An 18,519-nucleotide genomic window follows, 5' to 3' on the forward strand; every position below is an offset into this window, starting at 1 on the left:
GGTCCTTCCCATGCTCCTGACCATCGACCTTGGCAACACCCGCCTGCCCGTCTGCCCGCCCACCACCCCAGAGGTGGCCCGTCTCCGCGAGACCGACCGGAAGCGGTCCTTCCCATGCTCCTGACCATCGACGTTGGCAACACCCACACCGTGCTCGGCCTCTTCGACGGTGAGGACATCGTCGAGCACTGGCGGATCTCCACCGAGGCCCGGCGGACCGCCGACGAACTGGCGGTGCTGCTCCAGGGCCTGATGGGCATGCACCCGCTGCTCGGCGAGGAGCTCGGGGACGGCATCGACGGCATTTCCATCTGCTCCACGGTCCCCTCCGTGCTGCACGAGCTGCGCGAGGTCACCCGGCGCTACTACGGGGACATCCCCTCCGTCCTGGTCGAGCCCGGCGTCAAGACTGGTGTGCCGGTCCTCACCGACAACCCCAAGGAGGTCGGCGCCGACCGGGTCATCAACGCCCTGGCCGGCATCCACCTCTACAACGGCCCCTGCATCGTCGTGGACTTCGGCACCGCCACCACCTTCGACGCGGTCAGTGCGCGCGGTGAGTACGTCGGCGGGGCCATCGCGCCCGGCATCGAGATCTCGGTGGACGCGCTGGGCGCGCGCGGTGCGCAGCTGCGCAAGATCGAGCTGACCCGGCCGCGCAGCGTCATCGGCAAGAACACCGTCGAGGCGATGCAGTCCGGCATCCTCTACGGGTTCGCGGGCCAGGTGGACGGTGTGGTCACCCGGATGGCCACCGAACTGGCCGACGATCCGGAGGAGGTCACCGTGATCGCCACGGGCGGCCTGGCACCGCTCGTCCTCGGTGAGTCCTCGGTGATCGACGTCCATGAGCCCTGGCTGACCCTGATCGGCCTCCGGCTGGTCTACGAGCGCAACGTCTCCGTGCCCTAGCCGCCCCGCCGCCGGTGGCCCGAGGCGGGCCGCCGCCGACCACATGCCTCCCTCCCCACCCAAGGGCCCCACCCACCCCTTGGTCCCCACCCTGGTCCCCGCTCTCGTCCCCGCTCGTCGTCCTCGCTCCCGGCTCTGGTCACTGCCCCGGGCACACGATCAGCAAATCGTGACGCGCCGTCTGATTCGCCGGTATTTGTCCTGATTTGACGTAGAGTCGGAACCATGCCCACGCCACACGGGTCCAGGGGCGGTATGGCGTTCAGCGCGGACGAGCTGCGCGTGCTGCGGCGCGCCCTCGCACGGGCCCTCCACCCCACAGAGACCCCCGCGCCCTCCGACGCACCGCGCCGTCACGGTCCCTGCGGCCCACCGGTGCGCGAATCCGGCCGGGTCGAGGACATCCAGGAGTACCTGCGCCTGTCCGAGGCCATGGACGAGGCGGTGCGCGAGGGGGGTCGGCTGCGGGCGTTCCTCCTCGCCGACCTGCGCCGCTACCGCGACGCCCTGCCCGGAGGCGCCCCCGGCTACCTCGACCGGCTCACCCGCGCTCTCGAGGACGGCTATCCGCCCACCCCGGACGACCTGGCGGCGCTCCGCTCGCTGCGGGCGCTGCCCTGCGCCCGCGAGGAGCGCGCACGGCGGACCGCGCTGCTGCGCCGCTGCCACGACCTGGCCGAGCGGGAGGTGCGGGCGCGGCTCGGCGGTGCCCGCCGCCCCGTTCCCGTCCCGGCCACCCCACTGCTCGGCGGAGTACTGAGGAGGTCCAAGGTGCTTGACGTCCTGTTCCCCGAATTCCCCGAATTCCAGGAATTCCCCGCGCCCTCCGAGGCCGCGGACGAGCCCGCGCGCCCCAAGCGCCCCGCTCCCAAACCCGCGGACGAGCCGACGGAGGAACCAAACCAAGGCCCCAAGCCCGAGGAGCCCGAGCGCGAGCGCCCGCGCTTCCCCACCCCGGCCGAGATCTTCCCGCCGCGCCGCCGCTCGCAGCCGCAGCCCCCCGAGCCCGACGAACGGCTCGAACTGGCCACCGGCTGAGAACCCGGCCCGCCGCCGCACCGGATCGGGGCCGGTGCGGCGGCTTCATGTCCGGTCGCCATGTCCGGTCGCCCCAGCCGACATCCCATCCCGTCCCGGTCCCCGTCCCCACCCTGTCGCCATCCTGTCCAGGTCCCCATTCCGTTGCCCCCATCCCGCCCCCATTCCGGCGTCCCCATCCCGTCCTGGCCCCCGTCCCCTCCCCCGTCATGGCCGCTTCCACGGCCGTCGCGTGCGCGCTCCGGGCCCCTCCCCGCCGCCCGCGGGGGAATCGCTTCGCGGGCCGCTCGTCCGCATCGTTACCCTTGTCCCCGTGACAGAGCAGAATGCCGCCCGCCCTTCCTCCGCCGACGCCCCTTCCCGCAAGGGCTCCGGCCCCGTGGAATCTGCGCCCGCCGACGACCTTCCGGAGCAGATGCGGATCCGGCGCGAGAAGCTGGACCGGCTGCGCGCAGCCGGTGTCGACCCCTATCCGGTCGGTTTCCCGCGCACGACCACCCTCGCGGACCTGCGCGCCAAGCACCCCGACCTCGCCCCCGACGCCGCCACCGGTGAGCGGGTGGGCGTCACCGGCCGGGTCGTGCTGAGCCGCACCGGCGGCAAACTCTGCTTCGCCACCCTGCGCGACGGCACCGCCGACCTCCAGGTCATGCTCTCGCTCGACAGGCTCGGCGAGGAGCGCCTGGGCGCCTGGAAGCGTGACATCGACCTCGGCGACCACGTCGGCGTCGAGGGCGAGGTGATCACCTCCAAGCGCGGCGAGCTGTCGGTGATGGTGGACCGCTGGGAGCTCACGGCCAAGTGCCTGCGCCCGCTGCCCGAAAAGCACAAGGGCCTGACCGACCCCGAGGCCCGGGTGCGCCAGCGCTACGTCGACCTGATCGTGAACCCCGAGGCGCGGGAGCTGCTCTTCCTGCGCAGCAAGGTGGTGCGCTCGATCCGCTCCACCTTCGAAAGCCGGGGGTTCGTCGAGGTCGAGACCCCGATGCTGCAGCCGATCCACGGCGGCGCGAACGCCCGCCCGTTCATCACGCACATCAACGCCTACGACATCGACCTCTACCTGCGGATCGCCACCGAGCTGTATCTGAAGCGGCTCATGGTCGGCGGTACGGAGAAGGTCTTCGAGATCAACCGGAACTTCCGGAACGAGGGCGCGGACGCGACCCACAACCCCGAGTTCACGGCGCTGGAGTCCTACGAGGCCTACGGCGACTACAACACCCAGGCCGAGCTGACCCGGGCGATCATCATCAACGCCGCCAGGGACGCCCTCGGCACCACGGTCGTGCGCGGCGTCGACGCCCACGGCGACGAGCGCGAGATCGACCTCGCCGAGCCGTGGAAGGAGGTGACCGTCTACGGCGGCATCTCCGAGCGCCTGGGCACCGGGGTCACCCCGGACACCACCGTCGAGGAACTGCGCAAGCTCGCCGACGCGGCCGGTGTGCCGTACGAGAAGAACTGGGGCCACGGCCAGATCGTGCTCGAGATGGTGGAGCGCCTTCTGGAGGAGAACGCGGTCGAGCCGACGTTCATCAAGGACTACCCCGTCGAGGTCTCCCCGCTGACCCGGCAGCACCGCACCCAGCCGGGTGTGGCCGAGAAGTGGGACCTGGTGATCTTCGGGACGGAGCTGGCGACGGCCTACTCCGAGCTGATCGACCCGATCGAGCAGCGCGCCCGGCTGACCGCCCAGTCCCTGCTGGCGGCGGGGGGCGACCCCGAGGCCATGCAGCTGGACGAGGACTTCCTGCGGGCCCTGGAGTACGCCATGCCCCCGACGGGCGGCATGGGGCTGGGCGTGGACCGGCTCATCATGCTCCTGACCGGCAAGAACATCCGAGAGACCGTACTGTTCCCGCTCGTCAAGCCCGAAGGGGTGTGAAAGACGTGGATTACATCGCCGCGCTCGTGCCGCCGGTGGTGATGGCCGTGGCCTTCACCTTCGTGATCCGCGCGATCATCAAGAGCCAGGGTGGCGCCAACAAGGGCAAGGAGGACGCCGCCGTGGACGCCGCTCTCGCGGAGGCGGACCGCGCCCGTCAGGCGCAGCCCCAGCGGTAACCTCCTCGGGCCCCACAGACGGCCCACGTGCCGCCCACGCGGCTCGTCCGGTGGCTCGCAGCCCCGGCGGAAGGTGACACGGCCCAATCGGGCAGTGGCCTTCTCGCCGGGGCTTTGTCATTATTCGCCCTAGTAAATGTCGCATTCGCCACAATTTTGAAAGGGGGTGCCCGTATGCCGCGGCGTCTGGGTGAGCTGGAAGACGCGGTCATGACCCGTGTTTGGCAGTGGAACCGTCCGGTCACGGTTCGTGAAGTGCTCGAAGATCTTCAGCAGTCACGGACGATCGCGTACACGACGGTGATGACGGTAATGGACAACCTTCATCACAAGGGCTGGCTCCGCAGGGAACGCGAAGGCCGCGCCTATCGGTATGAGGCAGTTTCCACTCGTGAGGCTTACACGGCCGCTCTGATGAACGAGGCGTGGGCGACGAGTGACAACGCTGCCGCGGCCCTCGTCCACTTCTTCGGCATGATGTCCGCGGAACAGCTCGAAGCCCTCAGGGACGCATTGCGAGTAGTGCCGGCGGCCACTGTGGAGCCTCCCGCCGAGCCGGGTGAGGAGCCCGGGCGATAGCGTCCAGGCATGGAAATCACCATCCGTCGAGCCAGGACGAGCGATGTGCGGGCCGTGCGTCGCCTGGTGGACTCGTACTCGCGCGACCGCATCCTGCTCGACAAGCCCACGGTGACCCTTTACGAAGACGTCCAGGAGTTCTGGGTCGCCGAACGGGACGAGGACGGTGAGGTCATCGGCTGCGGCGCACTGCATGTGATGTGGCAGGACCTGGCCGAAGTGCGGACCCTCGCCGTGGACCCCGTCTACCGGGGCCACCGCGTCGGGCACCGGCTACTCGAGAAGCTCTTGTCGACTGCTCGCTGGCTGGGCGTTCGGCGGATTTTCTGTCTGACCTTCGAAGTCGAGTTCTTCTCCAAGCACGGCTTCGTGGAGATCGGTGAGACCCCGGTCGACGGGGATGTGTACTCCGAGCTGCTCCGTTCCTATGACGAGGGCGTTGCGGAGTTCCTGGACCTCGAACGAGTGAAGCCGAACACCTTGGGTAACAGCCGGATGCTGTTGCAGCTCTGAGCGGTCGCTTGGAGCCGCATCATGAACGCTGAACTCCGCTTGTGCACAGCGGGTATGTCCATGTTGCTCCCACGGATCCGGGCGAAGGGTTTGAGTTTTCCCGGCAAAAGCGGTTTCCTTTTCCCAGGTAATCCGTTTTGGATGAAAGGGAAGCCCGGTGGCACAGAAGGTTCAGGTTCTTCTAGTCGATGACCTCGACGGTGGCGAGGCCGACGAGACGGTGACGTTCGCTCTCGACGGTGTTTCGTACGAGATCGACCTCACGACGGACAACGCGGACAAGCTCCGCAAGCTGCTCACGCCCTACGTGGACAGTGGACGCAAGACCGGCGGCCGGGCCGGCCGCGGCCGCAGCCGCGGCGCTCGGGGTGCCGCCGCCGGCAGCTCGGCGCAGGACACCGCCAAGATCCGCGCCTGGGCGAAGGACAACGGATACGAGGTCAACGACCGCGGCCGTGTGCCCGCCACCATCCGCGACGCCTACGACAAGGCCCACGCCTGATCGTCGGGGTGACCGTCCGCTCGCTCCGCGGCCCCGTACGGCGGGACCGCAGGGAAGAGCCGGGCCCGGTGGCAGGCATTGGCGGCCGCCACCACGAGACGCGCCAGGTCGGGGGACTGGGCGCTTCTCGTCCCCGGAACGCCGAGCACGGGCAGTGCGGCGTCGGATCCCGGGCTGGGAGGCCGCAGCCAAACCGGCAGGATCCGGTCGGCGGCCTCCCACCGCTCGTCTGCAGCGCGCCGCCGCCCGGCGGGCCACCGCTCCCGCGGCTCCCCCGTCTCCGTAAACTCCTGAAACTGCCGGGACTCCAGGCACTCCTGGAACTCCCGGGACTCCCGGCACTCCCGAAACGGCATCTGCGGTGCCCGGAGCCGTCCACCGGGGCCATGGGCAACGATGTCGAGGGCGATCCCGCCCCACTCCAGCCACTCCAGCAGCCCGGGCAGATCGGCCGCCCCTCCCGGTGCCACCAGGAAGTACGCGCGGCTGTCCCAGGCGGCCACAGGGCCCGTGCCACCGGGGCCCAGTCGGCGCAGCACCGCCCGTCCCGCGCCCAGCGGCATCTCCAGGGCGTCGAAGCTCGTCCCGGTCAGCAGGTCCACCGAGCCGTCCGCCCGCTCGGCCACCGGCCAGCCCAGTTCGGCGCGGTACCGGTCCACCGTTCTCGGTGCCGCGCCCAGCGCCGTGCCCGGTGCCGTGACCGGTGCTCCGCTCATGCCGGGAGCAACGGTCTCCAGGGGTTGAGGTTACGCAACGTAACAGCCCCCTACTTCTTGTTGCGATAGGGTCGCAGCGGTGGTACCGCGAGGCTGGACGGGTAAGAGTGGGGGTAGTGAAGACCTTTGAGGAGACGCATTTACGAGACGGTGTGAACGCGGCGTTCGCCATGGGCGTACTACAAACAAGTGCATCTGCCTGGCCTGCGGGAACATCGTCTCTCAGGATCGGGTTGGAGCTGTTGTCGGCTGTCTCGGGCAGAAGTCCACAGGCAGGAGTCGACGGTTGAAGTGAGCTGTCCCTTCGCCGGGACTAGCATGCGGAAGGACAGGGAGGGGACCGTCCCCGATCTGCCCGACCGCTCTGAGGAGCGATTAACGATGTTCGAGAGGTTCACCGACCGCGCGCGGCGGGTTGTCGTCCTGGCTCAGGAAGAAGCCCGGATGCTCAACCACAACTACATCGGTACTGAGCACATCCTCCTGGGCCTGATCCACGAGGGTGAGGGTGTCGCTGCGAAGGCCCTGGAGAGCCTCGGGATTTCGCTCGAGGCGGTCCGCCAGCAGGTGGAGGAGATCATCGGTCAGGGCCAGCAGGCCCCGTCCGGCCACATCCCCTTCACACCCCGTGCCAAAAAGGTGCTGGAGCTGTCCCTGCGTGAGGCGCTCCAGCTCGGTCACAACTACATCGGCACCGAGCACATCCTGCTCGGCCTGATCCGCGAGGGCGAAGGCGTCGCCGCCCAGGTCCTCGTGAAGCTGGGCGCCGATCTCAACCGTGTGAGGCAGCAGGTCATCCAGCTGCTCTCCGGATACCAGGGCAAGGAAGCGGCCACGTCCGGCGGCCCGGCCGAGGGCACTCCCTCGACCTCGCTCGTCCTGGACCAGTTCGGCCGCAACCTGACTCAGGCCGCTCGTGAGTCCAAGCTCGACCCGGTCATCGGGCGCGAGAAGGAGATCGAGCGGGTCATGCAGGTCCTGTCCCGCCGTACGAAGAACAACCCCGTTCTCATCGGCGAGCCCGGCGTCGGCAAGACCGCCGTCGTGGAGGGCCTGGCCCAGGCCATCGTCAAGGGCGAGGTGCCCGAGACGCTCAAGGACAAGCAGCTCTACACGCTCGACCTCGGCGCCCTGGTCGCCGGGTCGCGTTACCGCGGTGACTTCGAGGAGCGCCTGAAGAAGGTCCTCAAGGAGATCCGCACCCGCGGCGACATCATCCTGTTCATCGACGAGCTCCACACCCTGGTGGGTGCGGGTGCCGCCGAGGGCGCCATCGACGCCGCCAGCATCCTCAAGCCGATGCTGGCCCGCGGCGAGCTGCAGACCATCGGCGCCACCACACTCGACGAGTACCGCAAGCACCTGGAGAAGGACGCGGCGCTGGAGCGCCGCTTCCAGCCCATCCAGGTCGCGGAGCCGTCCCTTCCCCACACCATCGAGATCCTCAAGGGCCTGCGGGACCGGTACGAGGCGCACCACCGCGTCTCGATCACGGACTCCGCCCTCGTCGCGGCCGCCACGCTGGCGGACCGGTACATCTCGGACCGGTTCCTGCCGGACAAGGCCATCGACCTCATCGACGAGGCGGGCTCCCGGATGCGCATCCGCCGGATGACCGCTCCGCCGGACCTGCGCGAGTTCGACGAGAAGATCGCCGACGTGCGCCGCGAGAAGGAGTCGGCCATCGACTCCCAGGACTTCGAGAAGGCGGCCTCCCTCCGCGACAAGGAGAAGCAGCTGCTGGCGGCGAAGGCCAAGCGGGAGAAGGAGTGGAAGGCCGGCGACATGGATGTCGTGGCCGAGGTCGACGAGGAGCTGATCGCCGAGGTCCTCGCGACCGCGACCGGTATCCCCGTGTTCAAGCTGACCGAGGAGGAGTCCTCGCGTCTGCTGCGCATGGAGGACGAGCTCCACAAGCGGGTCATCGGCCAGAAGGACGCCATCAAGGCGCTCTCGCAGGCCATCCGCCGTACTCGCGCCGGCCTGAAGGACCCCAAGCGCCCCGGTGGCTCGTTCATCTTCGCCGGCCCGTCCGGTGTCGGTAAGACCGAGCTGTCGAAGACGCTGGCGGAGTTCCTCTTCGGTGACGAGGACGCGCTGATCCAGCTCGACATGTCGGAGTTCAGCGAGAAGCACACGGTCTCGCGGCTGTTCGGCTCGCCGCCCGGATACGTCGGCTATGAAGAGGGCGGGCAGCTGACCGAGAAGGTCCGCCGCAAGCCGTTCTCCGTCGTCCTGTTCGACGAGGTCGAGAAGGCCCACCCCGATATCTTCAATTCGCTGCTGCAGATCCTGGAGGACGGTCGCCTGACCGACTCCCAGGGCCGGGTCGTGGACTTCAAGAACACGGTCATCATCATGACCACCAACCTCGGGACCCGGGACATCTCCAAGGGCTTCAACCTCGGCTTCGCGGCCACGGGTGACGCCCGCACCGGGTACGACCGGATGAAGGCCAAGGTCGGCGAGGAGCTCAAGCAGCACTTCCGCCCCGAGTTCCTCAACCGCGTGGACGACATCGTCGTGTTCCACCAGCTGTCCGAGGAAGACATCGTCAGGATCGTCGACCTCATGGCCGCCAAGGTGGACGAGCGCCTCAAGGACCGCGACATGGGCCTCGAGCTCCGTCCGGACGCCAAGAAGCTGCTCGCCAAGCGCGGCTACGACCCGGTGCTGGGCGCCCGCCCGCTGCGCCGGACGATCCAGCGCGAGATCGAGGACCAGCTGTCGGAGAAGATCCTCTTCGGCGAGCTGCGCCCCGGCCACATCGTGGTCGTGGACGTGGAGGGCGACGGAGAGAGCGCGAAGTTCACCTTCGCCGGCGAGGAGAAGGCAGCCCTGCCGGACGTGCCTCCGGTCGAGGCCGCGGACTCCGGGCCGAACCTGAGCAAGGAGTAGCGCCCCGAGCGACCAGGGCCCCCGTCACCGCTTCGGCGGCGACGGGGGCCCTGCCGTTGCTCGGCGTCGATGGCCTGCCTCGTTCGGCCGCCCATGTCCAGGCGGCTGGTCAGTGGACGATCACCGAGGCCTGGTGCAGTGGCGCCGAGCGGGGCCCCCGGTCCGCGGCCGCCCCCGGGTCCGGATACAGATGAAGCTCCCGCAGTCCCGGGCAGGCGGTGGCCGTCCGTGAGTGGTCCTCGGCCCCGGTGCCGCCGACGACGGCCAGGTAGTCGATGGTCGGCAGGCACACCCGGTGCAGCAGGTCCAGCATCGACGCATCGAGGAGGAGGATGGTCAGCCGGGGCGGCACGGCCAGAGGCGCCAGTGACTCGATCGCTGGGCAGCCGTCGAGCTGGAGGAGCTTGAGCCGCGAGGCCGCCCCGAGGAAGCCGAGATCGCGCAGCCGGTCGTTGTCCTCGATCCTCAGCATCTCCACGGCGCCGAGGTCGAGTGCGTCCCGCAGCTCCTCCTCGCCGTGGCGGCCGACGACCTGGAGCCGGGCGTCCTTGCCCAGCTCCCGCAGGATCCGCAGCTGCGCGCAGGAGCGCGCGGTGAAGTACAGCGCCCGGTGGTCGAGGTGCGCGATGACCTCGCGGGCGTAGTGGGCGGTGTCGAAGTGGCGCCAGGCGCCGGCGAGCTGCCGCAGGACGCTGAGCGACGGGTGCTGCCGGAATCGGGCGAGCACCGGGACGGCGGCGCCGGTTCCGATCCTGGACGCGGTGACGACGACGGCCAAGGCCTCCTCCTCGGTGAGGCCGTCCGGTGACAGATGTTCCGCGTTGTGCAGCAGCTCCAGCACCACGGGCCCCACGGCGGCCAGGGTCTCCGCCTCGGCGCTGTCGTGCGGCGGGATGAGCCTGGCCGCCCGTTCCTCCACCATCGCGCGGATCCGGGGATCGAGCTCCGTCGCGTGCTCCAGGCAGGCCATGGCCAGCAGATGCAGCCGGTCGCGGCGGGACTTCACCTTGTCGCCCCGGGTCACCAGCTTGCGCAGGATCCTGGCCCGCTCGTCGGGCCGGGCGTGGGCGACGGCCATGCGGATCACGTCCTCCCACTGGTCGTCGTGGGCGTTGCGGACCATGAGGTCGAAGTCCCTCGCCTCCACGGCGGCCTTGGCGCCCAGGAAGTCCTGGAAGGTGCGGTGGACGAAGTCGACCGTGTCGGCCGTGGGGCGGCGCAGGAGGCCGCTGCGCACCAGCAGATGGCGCAGAATCCGCTGGGCGTCGCCCTGCGCGGCGACGGCGGGCATGGTGGGCAGCGCCGCCTCGACCAGTTCCCGGGCCAGGCCGTGCTCCAGCTCCACCTGGCCATTGCGGATCAGCCAGTAGGCCAGGCGCTGGAGGAGCTGGATCTGGGCCTCCTCGCTCAGCCAGATCCCGTCCGGCGCGCCCACGTCCCTCTCCTCGTCGCGCCGGGTCAGGAGCATGGACAGGGCGGCGTCGTAGAGGTCCTTGCGGCCGCGCGGCAGGTTGGCCCGGCGGTCGCGGTGCAGGGCGCAGATCAGCCCGCACATGAGCGGATTGGTGGCCAGGCGGGACAGGTCCTGCTTGGTGTCGAGCACATCCAGCAGCCGGCGCTCGAATTCGTCGAGCCGCCGCCGTTCCTCGTCGTCGTCACCGCACGTGGCGCGAGCCGCGGTGTGCCAGCGGCGGACGAAGGTGCCGACTTCCGGCCGGGTCATGGGACTGAGCGTCAGCTCGGTGAAGTCCTCGTCGTCCAGCCAGCCGTCGGTGATCGCGGAGGGGCGGGAGGTCACCAGCCAGAGGTTGTCCGGGTAGGCGATCAGCAGGTCGCGCAGCCAGCCCCTCGTCCGTTCCCGCTCCCGCTCGGGGATCTCGTCGATGCCGTCCACGAGCAGGAGTGCCCGTCCGGCGCCCAGGACCGCGTCCGCCCAGCCGTCGGGCTGCGCGGCGTGGAGGGGGTTGCCGGCGGCGGCCAGGAACTCCGCGGGCGAGGGCAGCTCTCCCCGCCGCAGGACGGTCCGCAGCGGCAGGACGAACGGGATCCTGCCGATCAGGTGCCGCATACAGCTCTCGGGGTCCTGCTGGGCCGTGGAGACCGCCAGCCACTGCACCAGCGTGGTCTTCCCGGAACCGGCGACGCCCCGCAGGAGCACCCTGCTGCGCCCGGCCAGCACCTCGTCCGCGCGATGCGAGGCGCGGGCGGGTGTGCGGGTCGGCGTGGGGAACGGGCCCGGCGCCTGCGCGCTCCTCCACCAGTCGTCGGCGCAGCTGGCCTCCAGGCTCAGATAGGCCGAGTCCAGGGGCCAGGTCGCACGGCGGCTGAGGTCCAGCCCGAAGATCGTGAGGCTGCCGTACTTGGCGGCGACGTAACTGCCGTAGCGGTGCTCGAACTCGGCGGCGGGGTCCGGGGCGGCGGCCACGTCGGACAGCGACGGCGGAACTCCGGTGTACCTGCGGTACGCGGCGCGGAAGTTCGCGCGCTCGAGGAGCGTGACCGCGGGTACGGCCGTCAGGCGCCCGTGCTGCCATCCGGCCGGATCGTGGACGACCACCCCGATCAGACGGCCCTCGGCGAACAGCGCAGCCCCGGACATCCCCGCCCACGGCGAGCCGTCGCCCCGCGCGGCGCCGGGCGGGGTGTGGGCGCTGTCCACGGCATAGCGGCCCCGGACCATCCCCGAGCCGGGTTTCAAGGTGCCCAGGAAGTGCTCGCTGTCGAGGTGCTGGGCGTCGTCGCGCTGGACGTCGGGGAAGCCGATGGCCTGGCAGCCGTGCAGTGGCGAGACCCCGGTGACCACCGCCAGGCCGACCGGCTGCAGCGCCCTGGCGGTGTCGGCGGTCACCAGGTCGTCCTCGGCGAGCAGGAGCGCCGCGTCGCACTCCTGGTCCACCCACACCACCCGGCAGGGAACCAGGCCGCGCCCTCCCGGCACGATGGCCCGCGCCTCGGGCCGCGGGGGCCTGTGCGGCGGGTGCGGGGGCCTGGGCGGCGTCTGCGCGGGCCCGTGCGGCGACGAGAACGGGTGGGCGGCGGTCAGGACGAGCCTGGGGCTCAGGAGGTAGCCACTGCCCTGACGGTGGCCGAAGACGGCGGCGACGCGCTCCTTCTCCGGTCCCGAGGCCCCCGCGCCCCGGCTTGCCTCCGCTCCCACGGCTCCCACTGCCCTACTCGCCCGCCGTGCCGAAGGCGGAGACATCGCCGAGGTCGTCGTTCCCGACCTCCCACCCGCGTCCGGTGCGGGCGTCCTTGGGCTTGAGGGTGAAGGCGACCTTGTGGGTGTGCGCGGAGCCGCTTCCGCGGTCGGCGTCGGCGGTGAACACCCAGGCCTTCACCCCGCCCTTGACGCGCTTGTCGCGGCGCAGTTCCACGGCGAACTCCATCTGGATCTCCCCGACCTCGAACCGCAGCCGCTTGCCGGCCCCGTCGGCGGCAGCCTCCATGAGCTCGTCCCGTACCGCCTGGACGGCCTTGGCGAGCTCGATCCCACCGAGGCCGTTGCCGTTGCCGTTGCCGTTGCCGTTGCCGCTGTTGCTGTTGCTGTTGCCGTTGTTGTCGTTGCCGTTGTTCATGGGGTCCCCCGGAGTGGTTGGCGGTGGAATGGTGCGCTAGGAGATGTGAACCGTTCCCGGGGGGAACAGTTCCTGTCCGATGACCTGGACGTCCTCGGTGGTCCCCGGTAGGTAGATGTGGATGCTCTTCGGCTGTGTGGCACCTCGCAGCGGGGAAAGGTCCACTGGAACACCCGTGTCGACGTTCGCGTCCAGGCCCAGCTGCTCAAGGGCGGGAAATCGCTGGACGATCCCCGCCAGATCCGGGTACTCGGCGGAGACCTCGACGTTGAGCTTCCTGACGTTCCGCAGGGGGATTCCGCCCGGTGACCAGTCCATGTCCTCAATGCGAAGCGTGAGAATTCTCAGCATGGGCAGCATCGCCAACCTGTTCAACAGCTCCGGCGGGCACCTCATGTCCTCGACAGTCAGGTGTTCCAGGCAGACCCATTCATGGATGTCGTCGAGTACCGCCGGGTCGCGGGAGACCAGCCTCAGCTTCGAGACCGCGCGGTTCGGCCGGGGGCGAGTGGAGGGGTCGGCCAGGGTGAGCTCTTTGAGCCCGGGAATCTCGGCGATCACCGAGAGGTCGAGCGCGGGGGCCGCTGCGCGGATATCGAGTTCGTGCAGCGCCGTGTCCTTCAGCGGGGTGAGATCTTCCAATGCCTGGCATTGGTAGAGGTAGAGGTCCTCGATCTCCCGGAGCGAGCGCAGGAATCCAATGTCGTCCAGGGCACGGTTCGCGATGATCCACAGGCTCTTGGCAGCGAGACCGGACAGTGCCTCGGACAGCGTCGCAGAAGGGAAGTCCCCGTAGAGCACGATGCGGCCGGAGGGCTGTAGGTCCTGAAGCTCGGCCAGTTGGTCGGCGTCGGTCACGCTCAATGACACCTGCGTGAGATCCAGCCGGGTGAGGATCGCTCTGGCGAAGGCCGCTGCCGGGAACTCGCGCCAGGTCTCAACGACCACGGACGCGACTTCGGGACGGGCTCCCATGGCCAGACGCTTGATGACTTCCATCGCCTCCGCGCCTCCGACCGCGGCGGCAGCGAAAGCGACGGCCCGGGCGGATGCGGAGTCCAGACTGCCCGGCTCCGGTAGAAGTTTCAGCATCTCCTCGCCGATCAGCGCGAACTGGGACACCTCATAGGCGCCGGGAGGCATCAGCTCGGCTATGCGGGCTTTCGTCCGTGCCCGCAGATCGGAATCCAGGAAGTCGCTGAGGGCGAGGCAGGACCCGGCCAGCAGGTGGAGGCTCCGGCGCGCGGGCCCACCCGCCCTGTCTCCCCGCTCCAGCAGGCCTCGTAGCAGGTCGGCTCCGTACCGTCGGCTGTCGTGCGCGACAGCCATGCGGATCACCTCCGCCCACTGCTCGGACTCGGAGTGCTCGAGCATCAACGAGATGGCATCGCCACCGGCTTCGATGAACTCCTTGGCGGCCAGGTAGTCCTGAAACGTCCTGTGGAGAAAGTCGATACTGTCCGTGGTCAGCTCGCGCAGGACGCCGCTGCGGTTGACCAGGACCGGCAGTACCTCCTCTCCGGACGTCCGCTCGGACAGGCGGGACATGTTCGGCAGCACCGAGTCGATCTGCTCGATGACCTCGGCGTGCCTCGCCTCGGCTCGCCCCTCGCGCACCAGGCAGGCCGCGATGTGCTGGAGAAGGCGCATCTGCTCCCGGTAGTCGAGCACCACCGGCTCGGCCAGGTCGGTGCCCCGGAGCCGGTCGCGCTTGCCCAACAGCATCTTCAGGGCGTCGTCGTAGAGGGCCATGCGCCCGGTCGGCAGGTACCCCTCGTCATGGCGGTGCAGAGCGCAGATCATGCCGCACAGCAGGGGGCTGGTGGCCAGTTGGGCGAGGTAGCCGTGGCGGTCGAGGGCCCTCATCAGCGCGTCGCGCAGTTCGCCGAGCCGTCGTAACTCCCCTGACCGGTCGCGCACACCCGCGCGCTCGCCGATGTCCTGGCCCGCCGCGTTGTGCCAGCACTCCACGAACTGGCGGACACCCTCACCGTGCATGGACTCGAGGGTGAGCTCCAGGAAGCCCTCGCGCTCCAGCCAGCCGGACTCCACAGCGGACGGCCGGACGGTGACCAGGCAGCGCGTTTCCGGGTACCGGCCCAGGAACTCCCGGAGCCACTGGCGGCTGTCGAGGCGCTGCTGCTCGGGGACCTCGTCCATCCCGTCGATCAGCAGAAGGCCCCGGCCGACCGAGAGGACGCGGTGCGCCCAGCCGCGGGGCTGGGCGTCATGGACGAGCGCCTCGCCGGCTTCGAGGAGCCGGCTCGCGGTGGGGCGCAGCATCCCGTTCTTGTGCTGCTTGCGCAGCTTGAGGACGAACGGCACCCGCCCATGGAGGTGGGCCAGGTCGGGGCCGAGCCGCCCCTCGGCCACATGGACGGCCAGCCACTGGATCAGGGTCGACTTCCCGCTTCCGGCGTCGCCTCGCACCAGGATCCGCTTGTGCTCGCCCACGAGCCGGTGGACCGGCTGGGAACCGGTCTCGTTCTTGCGCTCCTGGTCACGTTCCTGTTCGCCGGCGTCGGCGTCGGCGGGATGGGTGACCGCCGTCGCCTCCAGCTCCAGGTAGACCGTCTCCAGAGGCCACCCCTCCCTGGTGCCCAGGTGCCTCGGGAGACCGAAGATCTCGACCGTGCCGTGCTGCCGGGCGAGCGCCCGCAGGTACTCGGTCTCGAAGGGGAAGTCGCCCGCGTTCTCCTCGGTGATCTCCTCGACGCGGACCGGGTTGCCGAGGTGGGTGTGCACGGTCCGCGAGAAGTCCTCGTCGTCGAAGAGCCGGTGCACGGGAAACGATTCGATGCGCCCGTGCCGCCAGCCCTCGGGATCCACGGTGACCACACCGATGAGCAGGCCGCCGGCGAACATGGCGGCTCCGGACATGCCCGCCCAGGGGGACGGCTGGTGCCTGCCCGGGACGGGCGGGGTGTCCTCGATGTCGACGCTCTGGCGGCCATGGACCGCTCCGGATCCGGGCTTGAGCGTCCCGACCAGGTGCCCGGTGTCCAGCCGGCCCTGCCCATAGCGCTCGACCTCGGGAAAGCCGATGGCTTCGCAGCCGTGCCAGGGGCGGGAGCTGACGACCTTCCCCCAGCGGGTGGCGGTGAACCGCGCGGCGGTGGACAGGGGCACCACATCGCGATGCGCCCGCAACAGGGCCACATCGCGGGGATCGTCGGGGCCGCGGCGCGACCAGACGACGTCGCAGGGCGCTTTCCCCGTGCCGCCGTGGGCGACCACGCGGACCTCGTCCGCCCCCTCCACCACATGGGCGGCGGTCAGCACCAACCGCGGGGTGAGGAGGTATCCGCTGCCCTGGCCGGCTCCCAGCACGGCCACCGTCCGAGCCGTTTCGGGTCCCATGGTGTGCTCCCCCCGCAGTGCCGTCCCGGCCGGTGAAGCGGCCGTCATGCAGTGACGATGGTATTACGGAGCGTTGAGGCAGGTGGGTGATCCGCGATCACCGGCCGGGCCCCGGTGGGCCCGCCCGCGTGCGGTGTCGCCGAGCGACGGCCGCGCCTCGCCGGGAAGTGCTCCGGGATGGGCGATCATGGTCACCGAACACGGCGAATGTCGGGAAGGCCCATGAAACTCCTACTTCTCGGCGCCACCGGCGCCACGGGGCAGCAGGTGGTCGGCCAGGCCCTGGAACGGGGCCACCATGTCACCGCGCTGGTCCGTACCCCGGAGAAGATCAGCCAGGGGAACGAACGGCTGACCGTGATGGTCGGCGATGTCGCCGACGAGCAGGAGGTCGCCGGCGCCGCCCTCGGCCATGACGCGGTGCTGAGCACCCTGGGGTCGGGGAAGAGCCTCACTTCCGACATCGTCGGCCGCGCCGTGGACGCGCTCATCCCGGCGATGCACGAAGCGGGGGTCCGCCGCCTGATCTTCCTGTCGGCGTTCGGGGTGGGCGGCACCGAGCGGCAGGCGTCGCCGGTGCAGCGGTTCTTCTACCGGACGATGCTCAGGAAGCTCTACGCCGACAAGGAGCAGGCGGACCGCAAGCTCCTGGCGAGCGACCTCGACGTGACCCTGGTGTACCCGGTCGCCCTGACGAACAGGCCCCTCACGGGCACCTACCGCGTGGGCGACCGCTTCGACTTCCAGGGCATGCCCCGCATCAGCCGCGCCGACGTGGCCCACTTCATGCTCTCCGAGCTGGAGCATCCCGCCTGGTCCGGAAGAACCGCCATCCTCACGACCTGACCCCTCCGTCGAACTCGATCCACACGACCTTTCCCAGCGGCTCCCGTCTCGCGCGGATACCGCGGGGGCGGCGGCTGACGGATTCCTGTTCTTCGGGAATGCCGGATTTGGGACCTTGGGCCCTTTGTCGGGCGGCAAAAGTACCGCGGGCAGAGCGGCAAAAGTACCGGGGAAAGGCGGCGGAAGTACCGCCCGATCGGGACCGGAACTTATGTGCCAGTGAGCTGCGTCACTGCCTCCAGGTGAGCACTATCCGGAATAGTTGGCCGGTATTCGGTAGGTCAATTCGCCGGGGGCGGGAATTGTGGCCCTGTCGGATTCGGGACCTTCGACTGTTAGGTAAACCCGCAGGTCGGCTGGGAAGCGCCCTGGCGATCGCAGGGCGTACGGGGGGTGCGCCCCCCGATCGTGGGGGTCCGTTTCGGGACCATTGGGCCGGGGTTCCGTGGGGTTTCCGGGACGGCCCTCTTTAGTATCAGCACCTCTTTTCATGCCTCGAACCGGCGGCTACAAAGGTTGAGGCGCTCCGGAGATGCACGGCATCCGCCGAACAGCATCACTTCGGATTGCCACTTCCAATTCCCCCATCTGTTTCGAGGTAGCACCCCCATGCGCAAGACCATCGACACGGCACGTACTGCTCTGGCATCCAGCAAGCGTCTGCGGATCGCGCTGGCGACCACCGGCGCTGCCGCGGTGCTGACGGCAGTGCCGTTCGCGGCCGCCGCGACTGAGGGCGATGCCCCGCAGCACAAGGCCCCCACCGCCGCCGCTCAGCCGCAGGTCAAGAAGGAGGCGGCCAAGCCGGCTGCGAAGCCCAAGGCCAAGCCCGCCGCCAAGCCGGCCGCGAAGCCCAAGGCCAAGCCCGCGAAGCCGGCCGCGAAGCCCAAGGCCAAGCCCGCCGCCAAGCCCGTCCAGCCGAAGAAGAAGGACGCCGTCAAGGACCGCGCCGTCCAGGCCTCCGTCCAAAAGCGCGCCGAGGTCGTCAACAAGGCCGCACCCAAGAAGGCCTCGCGCGCTGAGCACCGTGCGCCCATGGGCTGGGACAAGCCGGTGGACAGGTTCACCCTCAGCGCCGGGTTCAACCAGGGCGGCGCCCACTGGGCCCACAAGCACTCCGGCCAGGACTTCGCCGTGCCGATCGGCACCCCCGTCCACTCCGTCCACGAGGGCACTGTCGTCCAGGCCGGATGGGGCGGTGCCTACGGCAACAACATCGTGATCAAGCACGCCGACGGCCGCTACAGCCAGTACGGCCACCTCTCGAAGCTCCAGGTCCACGCGGGCCAGCACGTCTCGCTGGGCCAGCAGATCGGTCTGTCCGGCAACACCGGCAACTCGACCGGCCCCCACCTGCACTTCGAGATCCGCAACACCCCGGTCTACGGCTCCGCCATCGAGCCGCTGTCCTTCCTGCGTGACCATGGTGTGAACGTCTGACCGTCCCGTCGTCGTTCGGCCTACGCTGTCCGGCACATGGGGACTGCGTAGGCAGCCGGGACGGGGGAACATG

General features: G+C 69.7%; 14 protein-coding genes. 10 read left to right on the plus strand and 4 right to left on the minus strand.

Features of this window, described 5'->3' with window-relative positions:
* The first annotated feature begins 114 nt into the window (after positions 1–114).
* The 7 genes from IEY86_RS16345 (at position 115) to IEY86_RS16375 (ending at position 5,611) form a co-directional block, all read left to right on the plus strand.
* On the plus strand, positions 115–912 hold the full coding sequence (locus IEY86_RS16345) for a type III pantothenate kinase (RefSeq protein WP_189132428.1): 798 nt from the start codon (positions 115–117) through the stop codon (positions 910–912).
* 225 nt (positions 913–1,137) lie between these two features.
* A complete protein-coding gene (locus IEY86_RS16350; RefSeq protein ID WP_229698485.1) occupies positions 1,138–1,950 on the plus strand; it encodes a hypothetical protein in 813 nt (270 codons plus the stop codon).
* Positions 1,951–2,263: 313 nt separating this feature from the next.
* Positions 2,264–3,838 (plus strand): bifunctional lysylphosphatidylglycerol synthetase/lysine--tRNA ligase LysX, encoded by a 1,575-nt coding sequence (lysX, locus tag IEY86_RS16355; protein WP_189132429.1) that lies wholly within the window; start codon positions 2,264–2,266, stop codon positions 3,836–3,838.
* Between the two features lie 5 nt (positions 3,839–3,843).
* The gene (locus IEY86_RS16360; RefSeq protein ID WP_189132430.1) at positions 3,844–4,017 is read left to right on the plus strand and encodes a hypothetical protein; all 174 of its coding nucleotides are present in this window, start codon (positions 3,844–3,846) and stop codon (positions 4,015–4,017) included.
* A 174-nt stretch (positions 4,018–4,191) separates the two neighbouring features.
* Positions 4,192–4,596: a BlaI/MecI/CopY family transcriptional regulator gene (locus IEY86_RS16365; protein ID WP_189132431.1), complete on the plus strand. Its 405-nt coding sequence runs from the start codon at positions 4,192–4,194 to the stop codon at positions 4,594–4,596.
* Between the two features lie 9 nt (positions 4,597–4,605).
* Positions 4,606–5,109 (plus strand): amino-acid N-acetyltransferase, encoded by a 504-nt coding sequence (locus tag IEY86_RS16370; protein ID WP_189132432.1) that lies wholly within the window; start codon positions 4,606–4,608, stop codon positions 5,107–5,109.
* 157 nt (positions 5,110–5,266) lie between these two features.
* Positions 5,267–5,611, plus strand: a complete 345-nt coding sequence (locus IEY86_RS16375; protein WP_189132433.1) for a histone-like nucleoid-structuring protein Lsr2 — start codon at positions 5,267–5,269, stop codon at positions 5,609–5,611.
* Here the strand turns inward: IEY86_RS16375 and IEY86_RS16380 are convergent.
* Positions 5,590–6,327: an SCO3374 family protein gene (locus IEY86_RS16380; RefSeq protein ID WP_189132434.1), complete on the minus strand. Its 738-nt coding sequence runs from the start codon at positions 6,325–6,327 to the stop codon at positions 5,590–5,592. The genes IEY86_RS16375 and IEY86_RS16380 overlap by 22 nt on opposite strands.
* A 381-nt stretch (positions 6,328–6,708) precedes the next feature.
* Between IEY86_RS16380 and IEY86_RS16385 the strand changes: the two genes are divergently transcribed.
* Positions 6,709–9,225, plus strand: a complete 2,517-nt coding sequence (locus IEY86_RS16385) for an ATP-dependent Clp protease ATP-binding subunit (protein ID WP_189132435.1) — start codon at positions 6,709–6,711, stop codon at positions 9,223–9,225.
* A 109-nt stretch (positions 9,226–9,334) separates the two neighbouring features.
* Here IEY86_RS16385 and IEY86_RS16390 read toward each other — a convergent pair whose 3' ends face one another.
* Genes IEY86_RS16390 through IEY86_RS16400 form a run of 3 tightly spaced genes read right to left on the minus strand, consistent with a single transcriptional unit; the run spans position 9,335 to position 16,160 of the window.
* Positions 9,335–12,382: an NACHT domain-containing protein gene (locus IEY86_RS16390; RefSeq protein WP_229698486.1), complete on the minus strand. Its 3,048-nt coding sequence runs from the start codon at positions 12,380–12,382 to the stop codon at positions 9,335–9,337.
* A 13-nt stretch (positions 12,383–12,395) separates the two neighbouring features.
* Positions 12,396–12,800: a trypco2 family protein gene (locus IEY86_RS16395; RefSeq protein WP_229698487.1), complete on the minus strand. Its 405-nt coding sequence runs from the start codon at positions 12,798–12,800 to the stop codon at positions 12,396–12,398.
* A 36-nt stretch (positions 12,801–12,836) separates the two neighbouring features.
* Positions 12,837–16,160, minus strand: a complete 3,324-nt coding sequence (locus IEY86_RS16400) for a serine protease (RefSeq protein WP_189132436.1) — start codon at positions 16,158–16,160, stop codon at positions 12,837–12,839.
* A 222-nt stretch (positions 16,161–16,382) separates the two neighbouring features.
* On the opposite strand from IEY86_RS16400, the gene IEY86_RS16405 reads away from it, so the two are divergent.
* Both IEY86_RS16405 and IEY86_RS16410 read left to right on the plus strand, forming a co-directional pair.
* Positions 16,383–17,006 (plus strand): NAD(P)-dependent oxidoreductase, encoded by a 624-nt coding sequence (locus IEY86_RS16405; protein WP_189132437.1) that lies wholly within the window; start codon positions 16,383–16,385, stop codon positions 17,004–17,006.
* A 609-nt stretch (positions 17,007–17,615) separates the two neighbouring features.
* Positions 17,616–18,446 carry a M23 family metallopeptidase gene (locus IEY86_RS16410; protein ID WP_189132438.1) on the plus strand — a complete coding sequence of 277 codons (831 nt, stop codon included), beginning with the start codon at positions 17,616–17,618 and terminating at the stop codon, positions 18,444–18,446.
* Positions 18,447–18,519 lie beyond the last annotated feature (73 nt).

It is taken from the genome of Wenjunlia tyrosinilytica (assembly GCF_014646055.1).
In the GTDB taxonomy this organism is placed as follows: Bacteria; Actinomycetota; Actinomycetes; order Streptomycetales; family Streptomycetaceae; genus Wenjunlia; species Wenjunlia tyrosinilytica.

Excerpts from the sequence above, each read along its gene's own strand:
- IEY86_RS16345 (WP_189132428.1), top strand. The coding sequence starts at position 115 with ATGCTCCTGACCATCGACGTTGGCAACACCCACACCGTGCTCGGCCTC.
- IEY86_RS16350 (WP_229698485.1), top strand. The coding sequence starts at position 1,138 with ATGCCCACGCCACACGGGTCCAGGGGCGGTATGGCGTTCAGCGCGGAC.
- IEY86_RS16365 (WP_189132431.1), top strand. The coding sequence starts at position 4,192 with ATGCCGCGGCGTCTGGGTGAGCTGGAAGACGCGGTCATGACCCGTGTT.
- IEY86_RS16370 (WP_189132432.1), top strand. The coding sequence starts at position 4,606 with ATGGAAATCACCATCCGTCGAGCCAGGACGAGCGATGTGCGGGCCGTG.
- IEY86_RS16380 (WP_189132434.1), bottom strand. The coding sequence starts at position 6,327 with ATGAGCGGAGCACCGGTCACGGCACCGGGCACGGCGCTGGGCGCGGCA.
- IEY86_RS16385 (WP_189132435.1), top strand. The coding sequence starts at position 6,709 with ATGTTCGAGAGGTTCACCGACCGCGCGCGGCGGGTTGTCGTCCTGGCT.
- IEY86_RS16395 (WP_229698487.1), bottom strand. The coding sequence starts at position 12,800 with ATGAACAACGGCAACGACAACAACGGCAACAGCAACAGCAACAGCGGC.
- IEY86_RS16400 (WP_189132436.1), bottom strand. The coding sequence starts at position 16,160 with ATGGGACCCGAAACGGCTCGGACGGTGGCCGTGCTGGGAGCCGGCCAG.
- IEY86_RS16405 (WP_189132437.1), top strand. The coding sequence starts at position 16,383 with ATGAAACTCCTACTTCTCGGCGCCACCGGCGCCACGGGGCAGCAGGTG.
- IEY86_RS16410 (WP_189132438.1), top strand. The coding sequence starts at position 17,616 with ATGCGCAAGACCATCGACACGGCACGTACTGCTCTGGCATCCAGCAAG.